Raw genomic sequence first — 14844 nt, forward strand, 5'->3', positions numbered from 1 at the left:
GATTAATCGAATTGCAGAGGGATGTTATGTTAGCAGCTAATTGGGATTTGCTATTAGAGAATGAACTTATTCATTTAAGAAAAAAAGTAAAAGCTCAGGAAATTATAATTGATAAACAAGCTCGTGAGCTGGGGCGCCTTGTCTCCGAATTACTTGAAACAAAAAATCAATGTACGGAGCTCTATAAATTTAATTCAGCTTGCTATTTCACGCTTAACAGAGACTTTATTATAAAAGATGCCAATTATCAGGCTGCGGCACTATTCAAATGCAGCATAAACAGTCTAGTGCATGATTCTTTTCTAAATTTTCTATCGCCGAAAGAGGCAAAAAAATTCACAGAAAATCTTGCTACTATTTTTGAAAAACCAATGAAGCGGGAATTTGATTTAGAGATGATGTTAGCAGGTAAACTGGAGCCGCTCCATATTGAGGCCAGTATCACTAGAAAACATCGTATTCATTTAGTAGTAACTCCGCAAACAGACATGAAGGAATCTCAGTTAAAAATTTTTGAATTGACCAGGTCCTATGAGTTATTAAATTACTTATTTCAAGAATGTGAAGATGCTATTGCTATTCTTGATAGTGAACTTCAGTTTAGATTAATAAATCATTCCTTTGTCAATATTGCCTCTACTATTTTTGCTGCCAAACCAAAGCCTGGTCTTAACCTTAACATGTTACTTGTTGATTTTCCCGAACTTAAAACTAAAATTTTATCCGCTTGTGAGCAAAGTCTTGAAGGGAAAAAGAATTCAATAGTTATTGAGAGCGAGAGCGATTGTTGGGAAGCTTATTATTACTATGAATTATTTATTGATGCTCTTCCTGCTAATAATGAAAGACGCGAGCTGGTAATTTGTATTCGCGATGAAAGCGCTGCTAAATTGCAAGCTGTTAAGGAGCGAAAACAGCAAGCAAAGATTGAACATAGGGCAAGAACTGCAGTTGCAGGGGAGTTGGTTTCTGTTATTGCTCATGAAATTAATCAGCCTTTGGCTGTCATCCAGGCTTATAGTTATAGCTGCCTTTTAAGGCTGGCAGACGTAAGTAAAGAACTTGTTTTTCCGCTGGAGCAAATTACCCTTCAGGCGTCGTATGCTGGAGAAATTATACAGCGGATGAAAGGTTTTATTTGTGAGGACTCCTTATATCTTGAAGAAACAGATATTAATCGCCTCATTCAAAAAGCTGTTTCTCTATTGTACTATGAGCCAACCATCAGTAAGCTTTCAATTCATTACAAATTAGCAGAGCATTTGCCGTTAATAATGGTTGATAGATTAAAGTTAATGCAGGTCTTTCTAAATTTAGGTCGTAATAGCATAGAAGCGTTTACTCCTGAACAAAAACAACCAGAAATCACCATTGAAACTGCTCTAGAGAATCATAATTTAATGATTCATTTTCGTGATAATGGACCAGGTATTCCTAAAAACATTCGCAGTAAAATTCTTAATTCGCATTTCACGACCAAGCCTCATGGAACTGGTTTAGGTTTAGCCATTTGCCGTAATATTATAAAAAACCATGGCGGTAAGTTAGTAGTACAATCATACTCTGGTGAAGGTGCATGGTTTACTTGTGTAATACCTATTAAGTACAGCTGAGAATTTAACTACGGAAAGTGCAAAGTTTGTCCGTTAATTTATTTGCTATAAAAAGCAATAACCCTAGGCAATAATAGGAATCTTATTCAAGGTTTTACTAATACCTCTAAAGGTTTTTCTTAATTTTTTTCACTTCAAAAAGTTTATAAAGTTTAAAGCTTGAATCGCAAAATGGATTTCTATTCACAAGAGAACAATGAAGAACATTATTGAACAATTCAAAGCATTACTTGCCGAGCCGAATTATCCTTGTATTGGGGCCAAGGCTGCTGCAAAAGGAGAATTGTTAAATTTTATCATGGCAGATGATCTGCGTTCTTCCAAGTGCGATTTAACTATTTTATACCACATCTATCAATTCATTCATGACTGGCGTATTAATTCTGAATCACTGCAAACCCTGGTGGTAATTTTTAACGCGCCAACGTTAATGACAGAAGTTATGTTTGAGCGATTGTTATGGACGCGCTTACTTCAGTTGCATTATTTGGATGCTAAAGTGAGTGGGTGCAATGCTTCGGTTGATACGGCTTACTTAACTACTAAATTTAATTTTTATTTTGGCGAGGAAGCTTTTTTTATCGTGGGCATGCATCCTGGAAGTTCGCGGCGTGCCCGATATTTTGCCAGACCAGTTCTCATTTTTAATCTGCAAAAGCAATTTGAAAAGTTACAACATGAGGATATTTATTCTCACTTATGCAAGCAAATCAGAGCGCGTGATTGTGCTTATTCTGGCTCCGTTAATCCTTTAATCGATGCTGCTGATTTCACCGATGCAAGAGGTGAACAAGCAGTTGAAACAGAATATTCTTGTCCTTTCGCAGAAAAACTTAAAGAGGCGATTGTCGAATAAACTTGCTAATTTGCAAACACTGAACTAATTTCAAAATCACAGATAAAAATAAGGTAAGGGAATACTTTAGAATGAAAATACTTAAAATGGAAGTTTTGAAAGGGCCTAACTATTGGTCAAACAATAGGAAAAAATTAATTGTTATGAAGTTAGACCTGGAAAACTATGAGGATTTTCCAACGAATTTACTTCCTGGTTTTACCGACCGTCTTAAAAAGCTTATTCCCAGTCTTTATAACCATTATTGCTCGCCCGGTGTAGAAGGTGGATTTTTCAGACGTTTGGAGCACGGCACTTGGTTAGGCCATGTAATAGAACATATTGCTTTGGAGTTGCAATGGCTCGCAGGAATGAAATGTGGTTTTGGCAGAACTTATAGCGCCCACGAAGAGGGTGTTTATAATGTTATTTTTGCTTATGAATTTGAAAAAGCAGGCTTGTATGCTGCCGAGGCAGCAGTAAAAATTGCCCAAACATTGGCTCAGGAAAAAGATTATTTTTCCCTGAAAAATGATTTAATGGCATTAAAAGAAATTGTTGCACAAGAACAATTAGGTCCTAGTACGCAGGCAATTTTGACTGAAGCCAAAAAAAGAAATATTCCCTATTTTCAATATGACAATGAGTCCTTAATTATTTTAGGGCACGGTCATCATCAAAAAAAAATCTGGGCAACAATCACCTCCCAGACGAGTTCGATTGGCGTAGATATAGCAGCTAATAAAGAGCTGACTAAACGAATACTGGCATCCAATTTTATTCCTGTTCCTCATGGTTATCCCTTAAGTAATAAAGAAGAATTACAAGAAGTTCTTGAAAAATTAAAATTTCCCGTGGTGATTAAGCCTTTTAATGCTAATCATGGAAGAGGGGTTACTGTTAATATCAATACCTATGAGAAAGCTATACTAGCTTTTAATCTTGCCAAAGAGATTTCAGATAAGGTCATTGTTGAACAGTATATTAAAGGGACAGATTACCGCTTCTTAGTGATTAATTACAAACTAGAGGCTGTCGCTGCAAGAACACCGGCAATGATTGTTGGTGATGGCGTCCATACGATTCAGCAGTTAATTGACAGGGTCAATAGTGACCCCTTGCGTGGTGAGGGTCACGAAAATTTTTTAACGAAAATAACACTTGATGAATCGACGCTGACTATTTTAGAAGAGAGAAAGCTGACCTTAGAGTCTGTCCTGGAAAATCAGCAAACTGTGTATTTAAAAGAAGCAGCCAATATAAGTTCTGGTGGTACAGCAACTGATGTGACGGATGAAATCCCTCTTAAAACCAAACATTTAATAGAGCGAGTTGCAAGGCTCTTTAAATTGGATATCTGCGGTATTGACGTGATTGCCAAAGATATACACCGTGAATTGAATGAGAGTAATGGCGCTATCATTGAGATAAATGCCTCCCCTGGTCTAAGGATGCATTTAGTCCCCACTCAGGGAAAACCGCGAAATGTGGCGGAACCTATTGTCAATATGTTATTCCCGCCAGGTACCCAATCTAGAATCCCTCTGGTAGCCGTTACTGGAACCAATGGAAAAACGACTGTAGTAAGGCTGATTGCTCATTTAGCCAAACAGGCGCATTTTCATGTAGGATATACCACTACAGAGGGTATTTATTTAGATAATGAACTCGTTTATGAAGGAGACTGCAGTGGTCCTGATAGCGCCCGTGTTGTCCTGCAAGATCCAAACGTCAATTTTGCGGTACTGGAGTGTGCTCGAGGAGGAGTGCTTCGTTCGGGATTAGGGTTTGACCAGAGTACAATCAGTATTATCACTAATATATCCAGCGATCATTTGGGATTGAATGATATTCACTCACTTGAAGAGTTGGCTCGAGTTAAAAGTGTTGTGGCCCGCAGCACCATTAAAGAAGGTTATGCCATCCTGAATGCAGACGACAAATTGGTTTATGAATTAAAGGATGAACTTTGTTGCCACATTGCCTTATTTAGTCGTTATAAAAGTCCCTTTATAGAACAGCATTGTGCAGCAGGTGGCTTGGCAGCCTTTATCGAAAAAGATTTTATTGTCATCAGCGAAGGCTCCAAACAATATGAGTTGGTTAAAGTGCCAGATTTACCGCTGACTCTAAAAGGTACAGCTACTTGTATGATTCAAAATTTGCTTCCAGCTGTCTTAACGGGCTACATTTGTAAATTTCCTTTGGAATTTATGCAAAAAGCATTGTCTAACTTCTATCTGACAGTAGAAAATATCCCTGGCAGGATGAATTTATTTGATTTTACTGATTACCAGGTGATGGTTGATTATGCTCATAATGAAGGTGCTTTTGTAGAGCTTAAAAAATATTTAAGTACAGTCTATTGTGACAAAAAGGTAGGAATTATTACTGCCCCTGGTGATAGACGTGATGAAGATATCATAAAACTAGGTTATCATTCCGCGTTTATGTTTGATGAAATTATTATTCGTCATGATGAAGATGGCCGCGGCCGCACAAAAAAGCAAATGACCGAACTGTTATTGAAGGGAATAAATCAATCAAAATTAAATCCGCCAGTGACTATAATTTCTGATGAAATTGAAGCAATTCAACACGCAATGCGTGAAGCTACCTTAAATTCATTTATTTATTTTTCGGTGGAAAATGTTTTTAAGGTAGTTAATTTTATGAAAAAAGAAGAATTGCATTTTAAGCGCATGCAGGAAGAAATACTGGTTTAGGTGGACTTTATTGGCTGCCTAATTAGTTAGCTTAACTTGTAGGGGCCAACTCTCATATGATACCAAAAGCTAAATTATTAATTATTGGAGGTGCTGAGGATAAGGTGGGTGAGCCCCCTGATATCATTGAGCAGAAAAAGGAATTTACGCGCTATGAGATCTTAAGTGAACTATTGCCTGACTCAGAAAATCAAAAGATAGAAATTATCACCACGGGTTCAGAATTCCCTAATGAGGTGAAACGGGTCTATAAAAAAGTTTTTCATGAAATCGGTTATAAAAATATTGGATTTTTGCATATAAAAGATAGGAAACAAGCACGAAATAAAGAAGTGCTCAGAAGGACAGAGGCAGCAGGCACTATTTTTTTTACGGGAGGAGATCAATTCCGATTGTCCACTATTTTAGGGGGCACTCCCTTTATTGATATTATTAAACAACGGTATCAGCACGACGAAAAATTTATTGTTGCAGGGACAAGTGCAGGTGCTATGGTCATGTCTTCGATTATGATTACCAGTGGTGGGCTAACAGAGGCATTGATTTACCGCAATTTAATGACTTCTTCAGGCTTGGGAATTTTACAGTCTTGCATTATTGATACCCATTTTATCAAACGAGGACGCTTTGGACGATTGGCTCATGCCATTATTATGAATCCTGAACAATTGGGAATTGGCTTGGGCGAAGATACCGCCTTAATCATTAAAAACGGCGCTAATGCGGAATGTCGCGGCTCCGGAATGGTCGTAATCATTGATGGTAAAAACATTACGCAAACCAATATTACCAATGTGGAAGAAGGAGAAGCCGTTTTTGTTGAAAACCTGAAAGTACATCTGCTGGTCAAGGGATGTCAATTTTCAATCAAAACTCGAAAACTTGCCAATCCGGCAATTCCTCGAATTGACAAGAAAGAATAAGGATTAACTATGAATACCATCGCTATCGCTGTGCACGGAGGGGCAGGAGAATATACGCCTTTTCTTAAAGCAAATCGCCAACAAACGGAGGAGGGTTTAGCTGAGGCGGTGCAGGCAGGTTATGCACTGTTGGAGAAAGGTGCAAGTGCTTTGGATGCCGTTGAAATGGCGGTTAAGTTACTAGAAAACAATACTTTATTTAATGCGGGGAAAGGATCTGCACTCAATTCTGCAGGAGAGGTTGAAATGGATGCTTCCATTATGGATGGCCAATATTTAAGAGCAGGGGCAGTTTCCATGGTTAGAGAAGTGCGTAATCCAGTGACATTGGCGCGACTTGTTATGGAGAAAACCCATCATGTTTATCTTTCAGGTTATGGTGCTTTGAAACTTGCCAACATGAAAAATTTACCGCTTGAACCGGCGTCTTATTTTGTGACTGAGCACCAGCTTGAGGAATTTAAACGGATGAATAAAAGTGAGTCTATTGAACAGGTTCTCGCTAAAAAAATGATGGGAACCGTTGGAGCAGTCGCTTTGGATAGACAGGGAAATATCGCTGCTGCTACTTCTACTGGCGGCCTGAGCAACTGTCTCCCAGGTCGTGTGGGCGATAGTTGTGTTATTGGGGCAGGATGTTATGCCAATAATGCCAGTTGTGCTGTATCTGGAACTGGGGAAGGCGAATTTCTGATAAGAGGGGTTGTGGGCAATACCATTGGACTGTTAACCGAATTGAATCACCTGTCTTTACAAGAAGCCTGTGATTATGTGATTCACAAACGCACCCAACATTTAAAGGGTGAAATGGGAGTGATTGCTCTAAACCCCAAGGGTGAAATCGCTATTTCTTTTAATACGCCCATTATGAAACGCGCCTGGAAAAACAGCAGAGAAACGCTTCAAGTAGGAATAGAATAATTTCGGCAGCGATTGTGAATGGCGGTTGCAGCGATTGCTGCTTGGCCGGTGGCGACGGAAAGTTGATGCAAACTGGACACAATATCTCCTGCTGCATATAATCCTGTAACTGAAGTTTCCTGATCTTTATTGACAATAAGTAATTCTTTCTTTTGTTTTGCCTTGACATCATCAGCAAGTTTGTTGTTTGTTTTACTGCCTAAAGCCGAATAGAGATAATCAAAATCAATTGTTTTATTATCAGCAAATTTACATCTTGTGCAATCAGCTAATAATTCTAAATCCAGAACAGGCTTACTAATTACAGTAATATTGGTATCGTGTAAAATGGCTCGTTCTTGTTTATTCCAACGGCATTGTCTACCTAAGGTAATTAAAGTGACATCAGAAGTATAATCACGTAAAAAGCTTGCTTCCCCCAAGCCTGATTTGCCATAGCCAATGACCGCTACTTTTTTGTCAATGACTTCATAGGCATCACAAACCGGGCAGTGACGAATGAGCCCTCTTTTAATAGCATGATTGAGATGAGGTAAAACAGGCTCAATATCTTGCACACCTGTCGCTAAAAGCACATTCCTTGTTTTTGTTGATTGATGTTCGCCAGTCACAACAAACGTGTCAGAATTGAGTTTTTTAAGACTCGTCACTGCCTCATTAATAATAGAAATGTTGTAAGCCTGTAATTGTTGTCTCAACCGTTCTAAGAGCGCATGACCGGAGATTCCTGCTGGGAAACCCGGGTAATTGTGAGAAATAGGGATTCGCATGGCGCGACTATCATTCGTATCATAGACAATAATATTTCGACGAAATCGGGCGAGATAAATTGCTGCTGTTAAACCGGCAGGTCCTCCGCCTACAATGATGCAATCCCATTTCTCCTTTTTTTTGCTCATAAAAAATCCTTTCCTTAACAAGAACAGAAGATTAGCGCGCGCCTCTTTCTAAATCATAGATGATTTTTTAAATCTACTGCCGATTTTTCGCAATATTGACATTGCTATACTATATTAACGAGTGTTTAAATTTTAGGCATTTTAGAGGGATGTTTCACTCAGACAGGGAGAGTAAAAATGGCCATTAATTTTTTAGATGTAATGAAGGACAAGGGCTGTCCGCTTGATAAGCAACATTTTACCTGGAAAGAACTTGCAAGCCAGCCTATCTCTAAATTAGATGATGATGCCTTTACGAGAGTACGAATTATTTTAATGAATGGTATTGAACTCGATGCTTTAAGAACCAAACATTTTCTCGCAAGATTTAATAAAGCGTTACAGTTACCTCTAGCCCGCATTCGCCGGGTTGAACAACATCAAGCGACGTTAATTAACTGGTTATTGTCAGCCGATCATTCTCCTTTGGAAACAACGATTGCTTATGAACAGGTAGCTATTGAAGTAACTGCCGCTGTTGCTCAAAATGAACCTGACCCCTATCAGGCACAAACTTATCGTTTTGGCTTGTTGGAGGATTTTGATCATTTATATCGTTATGCGGCAATGCTGGATCGACTTGAAGGTAAGGATGCAAACAATATTCTGCAGGGTTACACTGATATTGTTCCAGGTCGTCCGACCACGTTTCATCATCGTGCTCCAGAAGATGATTTGCGCAATTCCTATCAAAAAGATGAAGCCAAACTCATTACTAAAATTCATGCGGCGATGATTACTGGCGCAGAATACCAGACTCACGATTACTACATGAATATCGGCCCCACCTTTGCTGATCCAATCGCTCGACAGCTTTATGCCGAGATTGCGTCTGTCGAAGAGCAACATGTCACTCAATATGGCTCATTAATGGATCCTGAGGAAACGTTGATGGAAAAGTGGCTGATTCATGAAGCAACTGAAATTTACAATTATCTTAGTTGTGTTGAACAAGAGCCAAATCCACGTATTAAGGCCATTTGGGAGCGATTTTTAGATTATGAATTAGGTCATTTACATCTGGCATGTGAATGGTTTAAAGAGATGGAACAGCGGGATCCTGCGGAAATTCTCGAAGGTCATTTGCCCAAAATGATTGAATTTAAAAGTCAACGCGATTTTGTCCGGCAAGTTTTAACAAAAGAGGTGGATTTGCGCACAGATGGTGCTGATTATGTTCCAAAATCAAAAGAAAGCACTCGTTCAGTTCAATATCGTAAGGAAATGAATGCAGCGGGCATTCCGGCTGAAATAGTTTCAGCGGGCTATCAATGGCAGCCAGGAACTGAACTTAACCAACTTGGATAAGGAGATCATCATGGCAAATTTATCAAAACCTGGCAATGCAACTGGTGCTGAACAGGCGCCTGAAAATATTAAATTAATGTTGGAGGCATGTAAAAAGTTTCCGCCTGATGTACAAGGTGATGAGCATAAAATGGAAAAAGAACGTGTCACATTTATTACTAGAGCTGAGCCTATTGGGTCCATTCCATTGCCTATGTCTCTCAAAGGTATTGTTAAAACTTCATTTAATAAAATGTGGGGGAGTCATCCAGAGCTATTTTTAGATAAATTAGGGGAACGCTTAGCGTTTGAACGCTCAGGAGTGCGTCTTTATGAGGCAACGCTTGCCAAAGCCTTAGGTCTTGGTGAATCCAAAGCAATTCTGCAACAACTAGAGCATATTCGCAAGGAAGAGATACAACATATGGATATGCTGAAAAGGGCAATAAAAGACATTGGTGCTGATCCAACCGCTATGACACCTGGAGCCGACATCACGGGAGTGTTGGGTCAGGGTCTAATCCATGTCATCACTGACCCAAGAACCAATATGGCTCAAGCCCTCGATGCCTTATTAAGTGCTGAATTAATTGATAATGCCGCCTGGGAAATTCTAATTGCTTTGGCCAATGATAATGGCCAAGACAAGCTGGTTGAAAAATTTGAACAAGCAATGCTACAAGAAAAAAGGCATCTTTCCATTATCAAAAAGCTTTTACAGGACTGTCTTGAAATAAAGCTGGAGCCTGAAAAAAAGACTGAAAAAAAGGAGAATGCTTACCATGTATTGCCCGGAGAAGGTGGTGATTGGGAACTGAGAAGAGAAAATGCGACTCGTGCCACGAGACGCTTTTCAACGAAACAAAAGGCAATCGCTGCAGGGCGCAGGATGAGTAAAAATGCTGGTGTAGAATTATTTGTACATCAACAGGAAGAAGGGCATTAACAAAGAAGCTGATGCAAAATGCATCAGCTTTGCTTTTTTATTTATCGGGCTGTTTTTGACTATTTAGTCATAATTTTATCAAATTCTATACTTTAAATAAGTACACGTTTAGGAATGAGATAGTATGAAAGCGATATGGAAGGGTGATATTTCATTTGGTTTAGTTACAATTCCCGTGCAAATTATTCCCGTTGAAGAAAAAAAGGATTTGCATTTTCACTTGTTGGATGCTCGCGATAAATCACGTATTCGCTATAAACGAGTGAATAGCAACACGGAAAAAGAAGTGCCTTGGGAGCAAATAGTAAAAGGCTATGAGTTTGATAAAGGCAATTACATTATCGTTGATGAAAAAGCCTTTGAAGAGGCAAGTCCTGAAGTATATAAATCGATTGATATCGAGGAATTCATCGAATTGGATGAAATTGACAATTTATATTTTGATAAGCCGTATTACATTGTGCCGGACTCTAAAAATCAAAAAGCCTATGTACTCTTGAGGGAGGCATTAAAAAAAACCAGGAAAGTAGGGGTGGCAAAAGTAATGATTCGCACTAAAGAACACTTATGTCTGGTAATGCCTCATGAAAATGCATTGGTGCTCAATCTTATTCGATTTGAGCAAGAAATTCGTAAAGAAGATGACTTAAAAGTACCTACAGACTCGCTTAAAGCCTATAAAATTTCAGAAAAAGAAATGAAAATGGCAACCGAATTAATTAAGGACATGACAGCCACCTGGAAGCCTGAAAAATACCATGACGATTATCAGGAGGCCTTAACTCAATGGATTGAGAAAAAAACCAAAGAAATTGAAAAAGAAACAGGGAAAGAAACTAAAGCAAGGGTACGAAAACCAGATGATGTGGTTGATTTTATTACCTTGCTTAAAAAGAGCATGGGTAAAGACAAAAAAGACAAAAAACCCTTACCCAAAAAGAAGCTGAAAGATCAAAGAAAAAAGCCTAACAGACTGGTTATAAATAGCCTGGTGTTATTTATTAGAGCCAAAATACATACAATGCAGGTAATGCAGTGGTTAATACTACTAACTCTAGGGGTATTCCAAGCCATAAATAATCGAAAAATTTATAACCACCAGGCCCCATAATCAAGGTATTGTTCTGATGACTTATTGGCGTTAAGCAGGAGCAGGATGCACCTATACTTACTGCAATCAAAAAAGGGTCAACATTCATGTGAAGTAATTTAGCTAAATCGGCCCCAATAGGGGCCATTACTACCGCCGTGGCGGCATTATTCATCAAGTCAGAGACCGTCATAGTGATCAGTATCAACAATCCTAACACAAGAAGAACAGAATCATTCCCAGTCAGGCTTAATAAGAGATTTCCAATTATTTTTGCGGCCCCGGTTGTTTCTAATGCTTCACCCAAAGGGATTAATGCGCCTAACAGGACAATAATTGACCAGTCAATGTGTTGATAGACTTTACGCATAGGTAAAATATTAAATAGGACTAGCCCTACTACTACCAGGGCAAAAGCCACTTCAATAGTGAGTATTTGAAATGCTGTGAGTAGGATGCCAATAATAAACAAGGTTAATGGAATTAAAATACTGCGTCTAAAACCAACATTAATGGCTCTTTCTGCCAAGGGAACAAGTCCTAGATTAACCACATTTTCATGTAGATCCTCACTAGGACCCTGAATAAGTAAAACGTCACCAGCATTAAAATTAACATGATTCAAACGATTTTTTATGGCTCGTCCTGAGCGTGCTACGGCCAGTAAATTAAGCCCTAATCTGGAACGAATGCGAAGTTTTTGCCAAGAGCGGCCTTGAATTCTTGAACCTGGTGTGACTACCGCTTCAATAGTACTAATATCCTTGCCGAGCAATATGTCTGGTGAAATCACTTCACCTTGCGTTAATTCAAGTTTGCCGCTTTCAATTAAACGATATAAATCCTCATGCGAAGCTTCAATGATTAAAATATCATTGACTTGTAATTCTTCATCGTAGGGAACGACAAGCTTTTTCTTACGTCCTCGAATAAGGGCTAAAATAGAAAAATCCCCTTCAATGAAACTTTCCAATTGTTGACGTTCCATGCCGACTACAGGTGAGTTTTCAGGAATACGAATTTCACTGATGTAATCTTGAATTTGGTATAATTCACTACCGTCACTTGTTGCTTTTCGACGTGAAGGAATAAAGCGCCAGCCTAAAAAGATAATAAAGAGGAGACCTCCAAGGGTTACTGCTAATCCTGTTGGCGTAAAATCAAACATATTAAAAGGGACTTGGGTGATTCTCTCTTTATAAGCTGAAATGATTAAGTTGGGTGGCGTGCCAATTTTGGTGGTCATTCCCCCTAATATTGTTGCAAAGGATAAAGGCATTAAGATTTTTGAGGGTGACAATTTTGTATTGATTGCTCCTTGAATGGCAACCGGCATTATGAGCGACAAAGCACCAACGTTATTCATAAAAGCGGATAAAAATGCAGCAATACAGCAAATAAAACCAATAAGTAATGTCGGTGAGGTACAAAAAGGCTTTATATATTTTAATATTTCCTCGACCAAGCCAGCCTGGATGAGTACCGTAGAAATCACCATCACCGCTGCTACTGTAATGACAGCAGGATTACCAAAACCGGTAAATGCATGCTCCGCTGGCACAAGTCCCGTTAATACAAGCGAAAGGAGGCACATTAAAGCGACGACATCATAACGATAATGTCCCCATATAAACATCAATAACGTAAGACCCAAAATGAAAAATAATAGATAAGCATCTTGCATAGTTAATTAAGTCTCTTAATCATTAATACAGCAAAGCCTTCCCATAGCATGGATAGCGCACTTCAGGTCATTTAAACTTGGACTTCCTAATTTATAGAATAAACAATTAACTTAAAAGTCTAATTAAATTTTTTTATCTTGCTTTATCGTTTACTCCAGCATTCATCAAACATTACGGACACTGTTCATCATTGGGGGCTTTAATAACCCCAGTAGATATTCATGAAGAAAAATTCTTTATTTTTCTTGCTATAGTTAACAATAAAACAGGAGTTTTCCTATGTGTCGTTTTGTAGCTTATCTCGGGCACGAAGCATTGTTGGATGATATCTTGGTTAAACCTGTTAATTCGATTGTAATGCAGAGTTTGCATGCCCGTGAAACGATTGTCCCTACAAACGGTGATGGCTTTGGTTTAGGGTGGTATACACCCTCAATCAGTGCGGAACCTGCGCTATTCACCTCTATTTCGCCAGCCTGGAATGATAGAAATTTATTGCATCTTACTGCCAAAATAAAATCACCTTGCTTTTTTGCCCATGTCAGAGCGGCAGGTGCTGGAGGCGTTACCAACTACAATTGTCATCCTTTTATTCATGGTCGCTGGATGTTGATGCATAATGGGGACATTGCTGATTTCATTGTGGTTAAACGTCATCTACGCCATTTGCTTGATGATGACATTTATCATTGGATCCAAGGTGAAACGGATTCTGAACATTTATTCGCTTTATTCTTACAGTTGGCAAAAGGGAAGGATTTAAGCCAATTAGTGGTGGTTGCTGAGGTTTTGGAAGAAACTTTTGCACAAATTAACGAGTTAATCAAATATTTTGGCGCAAGTGAGGCTTCTTATTTTAATGTGTGTCTAACGGACGGTGAGCGATTGGTAGCAAGTCGTTATACCACCCATAAAAAAGCCAAGCCCGAGTCATTGCATTATTTTAATGGCAGTTGTTTTACAACGTTGAATCATCCAGAAACTGCTCAACAGTCTGAGCACATTCACCAATGTTGTTTAATTGCTTCTGAAAGACTCACCAATTTTAATACAGACTGGCAAGATGTACCGGCTAATCACTTATTGTTAGTGGACAAAGCACACAATATTCAGCTGCGTTCCTTGTCGCGCTAATGTTGTTGAAGCATGAATTTGCTATACTTTGAGACAGGATGTATAAATTCGGTCTAAACAGAATGTAAGGAGCTACAAAATGGATATTAGACGTGGCGGAAATTCTCCACTGAAAGAGCATACAGAAAATCTGCTGAAAGGTGGTAAAAAAATTGCAAATGATCTATATGAAGAAACGCGTGAAACAGCAGCACAACTCGGTGATAATATTAAAGACTATTCAGGACTTGTGATGCATAAGGTTCGTGAGCGACCAATAGCGACATCACTTTTTATTGGTGGACTAAGTTTAATGGTTTTAGCTGCTTTTCTTCGCCGATAAGCAGTTAATTTATTTAAAATGGATAATGACCTCAAGAATAACTAAGGTTCATTTTGCATTTCATAAAATTCTTGCCATTCAAAATCAATATACTCCTCAAGAAGTTTTTTAATTTCAATTTCTGCTCCTTTTTTCGTGGGATGCTCAGTATGAAATTTTTGGGGGGAATTGCCATTCTTATTGTTGTTAGCACGAATAACATAGCCATCAGCTTTATATAAATGAGGGACTCTATCCGATAAGTCAACCTGATAATTTACTTTAAAACCTTTATAATCGTATTGATTCATGTCTCCTCCATCCTTGAACGTTAGATAATCCTGTCTTCTAGAGCGTCAAGATAAGCATGGTCTTTTTTAATTAATATAGCCTATTTGACAAACATGCAAGTAGAAATATTTGAAAAAATAAGGACAGTTTTCTA

The 14844-nt window shown here is 38.6% G+C and carries 13 protein-coding genes; 10 read left to right on the forward strand and 3 right to left on the reverse strand.

Annotated elements, in window-relative coordinates:
* Positions 1-26: 26 nt before the first annotated feature.
* From clem_RS01065 to clem_RS01085, 5 genes are all read left to right on the forward strand, one after another.
* Positions 27-1613 (forward strand): sensor histidine kinase, encoded by a 1587-nt coding sequence (locus clem_RS01065; protein WP_094089914.1) that lies wholly within the window; start codon positions 27-29, stop codon positions 1611-1613.
* A 196-nt stretch (positions 1614-1809) separates the two neighbouring features.
* Positions 1810-2469, forward strand: coding sequence for a guanitoxin biosynthesis heme-dependent pre-guanitoxin N-hydroxylase GntA (gene gntA, locus clem_RS01070; protein ID WP_094089915.1), 660 nt, complete (start codon positions 1810-1812; stop codon positions 2467-2469).
* 71 nt (positions 2470-2540) lie between these two features.
* Entirely contained in the window at positions 2541-5174 is a 2634-nt protein-coding gene (gene cphA, locus clem_RS01075; RefSeq protein ID WP_094089916.1) for a cyanophycin synthetase, read from the forward strand.
* 56 nt (positions 5175-5230) lie between these two features.
* Entirely contained in the window at positions 5231-6097 is an 867-nt protein-coding gene (locus clem_RS01080; RefSeq protein WP_094089917.1) for a cyanophycinase, read from the forward strand.
* A 9-nt stretch (positions 6098-6106) separates the two neighbouring features.
* Positions 6107-7018 carry an isoaspartyl peptidase/L-asparaginase family protein gene (locus clem_RS01085; protein ID WP_094089918.1) on the forward strand — a complete coding sequence of 304 codons (912 nt, stop codon included), beginning with the start codon at positions 6107-6109 and terminating at the stop codon, positions 7016-7018.
* Here the strand turns inward: clem_RS01085 and clem_RS01090 are convergent.
* Positions 7000-7917, reverse strand: coding sequence for an NAD(P)/FAD-dependent oxidoreductase (locus tag clem_RS01090; RefSeq protein ID WP_094089919.1), 918 nt, complete (start codon positions 7915-7917; stop codon positions 7000-7002). The genes clem_RS01085 and clem_RS01090 overlap by 19 nt on opposite strands.
* A 177-nt stretch (positions 7918-8094) precedes the next feature.
* Here clem_RS01090 and clem_RS01095 point away from each other — a divergent pair, with 177 nt between their 5' ends.
* The 3 genes from clem_RS01095 to ku all read left to right on the forward strand — a co-directional run bounded on the left by clem_RS01095 (position 8095) and on the right by ku (position 11300).
* Positions 8095-9264 (forward strand): hypothetical protein, encoded by a 1170-nt coding sequence (locus clem_RS01095; RefSeq protein WP_094089920.1) that lies wholly within the window; start codon positions 8095-8097, stop codon positions 9262-9264.
* 10 nt (positions 9265-9274) lie between these two features.
* Positions 9275-10189, forward strand: coding sequence for a DUF2188 domain-containing protein (locus clem_RS01100; protein ID WP_157698139.1), 915 nt, complete (start codon positions 9275-9277; stop codon positions 10187-10189).
* A 124-nt stretch (positions 10190-10313) separates the two neighbouring features.
* Positions 10314-11300 (forward strand): non-homologous end joining protein Ku, encoded by a 987-nt coding sequence (ku, locus tag clem_RS01105; protein ID WP_094089921.1) that lies wholly within the window; start codon positions 10314-10316, stop codon positions 11298-11300.
* Here ku and clem_RS01110 read toward each other — a convergent pair.
* On the reverse strand, positions 11191-12963 hold the full coding sequence (locus clem_RS01110) for an SLC13 family permease (protein ID WP_094089922.1): 1773 nt from the start codon (positions 12961-12963) through the stop codon (positions 11191-11193). The genes ku and clem_RS01110 overlap by 110 nt on opposite strands.
* A gap of 280 nt (positions 12964-13243) precedes the next feature.
* On the opposite strand from clem_RS01110, the gene clem_RS01115 reads away from it, so the two are divergent.
* Both clem_RS01115 and clem_RS01120 read left to right on the forward strand, forming a co-directional pair.
* Positions 13244-14098: a class II glutamine amidotransferase gene (locus clem_RS01115; RefSeq protein WP_094089923.1), complete on the forward strand. Its 855-nt coding sequence runs from the start codon at positions 13244-13246 to the stop codon at positions 14096-14098.
* Positions 14099-14177: 79 nt separating this feature from the next.
* Positions 14178-14420, forward strand: a complete 243-nt coding sequence (locus clem_RS01120; protein ID WP_094089924.1) for a hypothetical protein — start codon at positions 14178-14180, stop codon at positions 14418-14420.
* 41 nt (positions 14421-14461) lie between these two features.
* Here the strand turns inward: clem_RS01120 and clem_RS01125 are convergent, their stop codons facing one another.
* A complete protein-coding gene (locus tag clem_RS01125) occupies positions 14462-14710 on the reverse strand; it encodes a hypothetical protein (protein ID WP_094089925.1) in 249 nt (82 codons plus the stop codon).
* Positions 14711-14844 lie beyond the last annotated feature (134 nt).

Origin of the sequence: Legionella clemsonensis, from assembly GCF_002240035.1 — a bacterium.
Classification (GTDB): domain Bacteria; phylum Pseudomonadota; class Gammaproteobacteria; order Legionellales; family Legionellaceae; genus Tatlockia; species Tatlockia clemsonensis.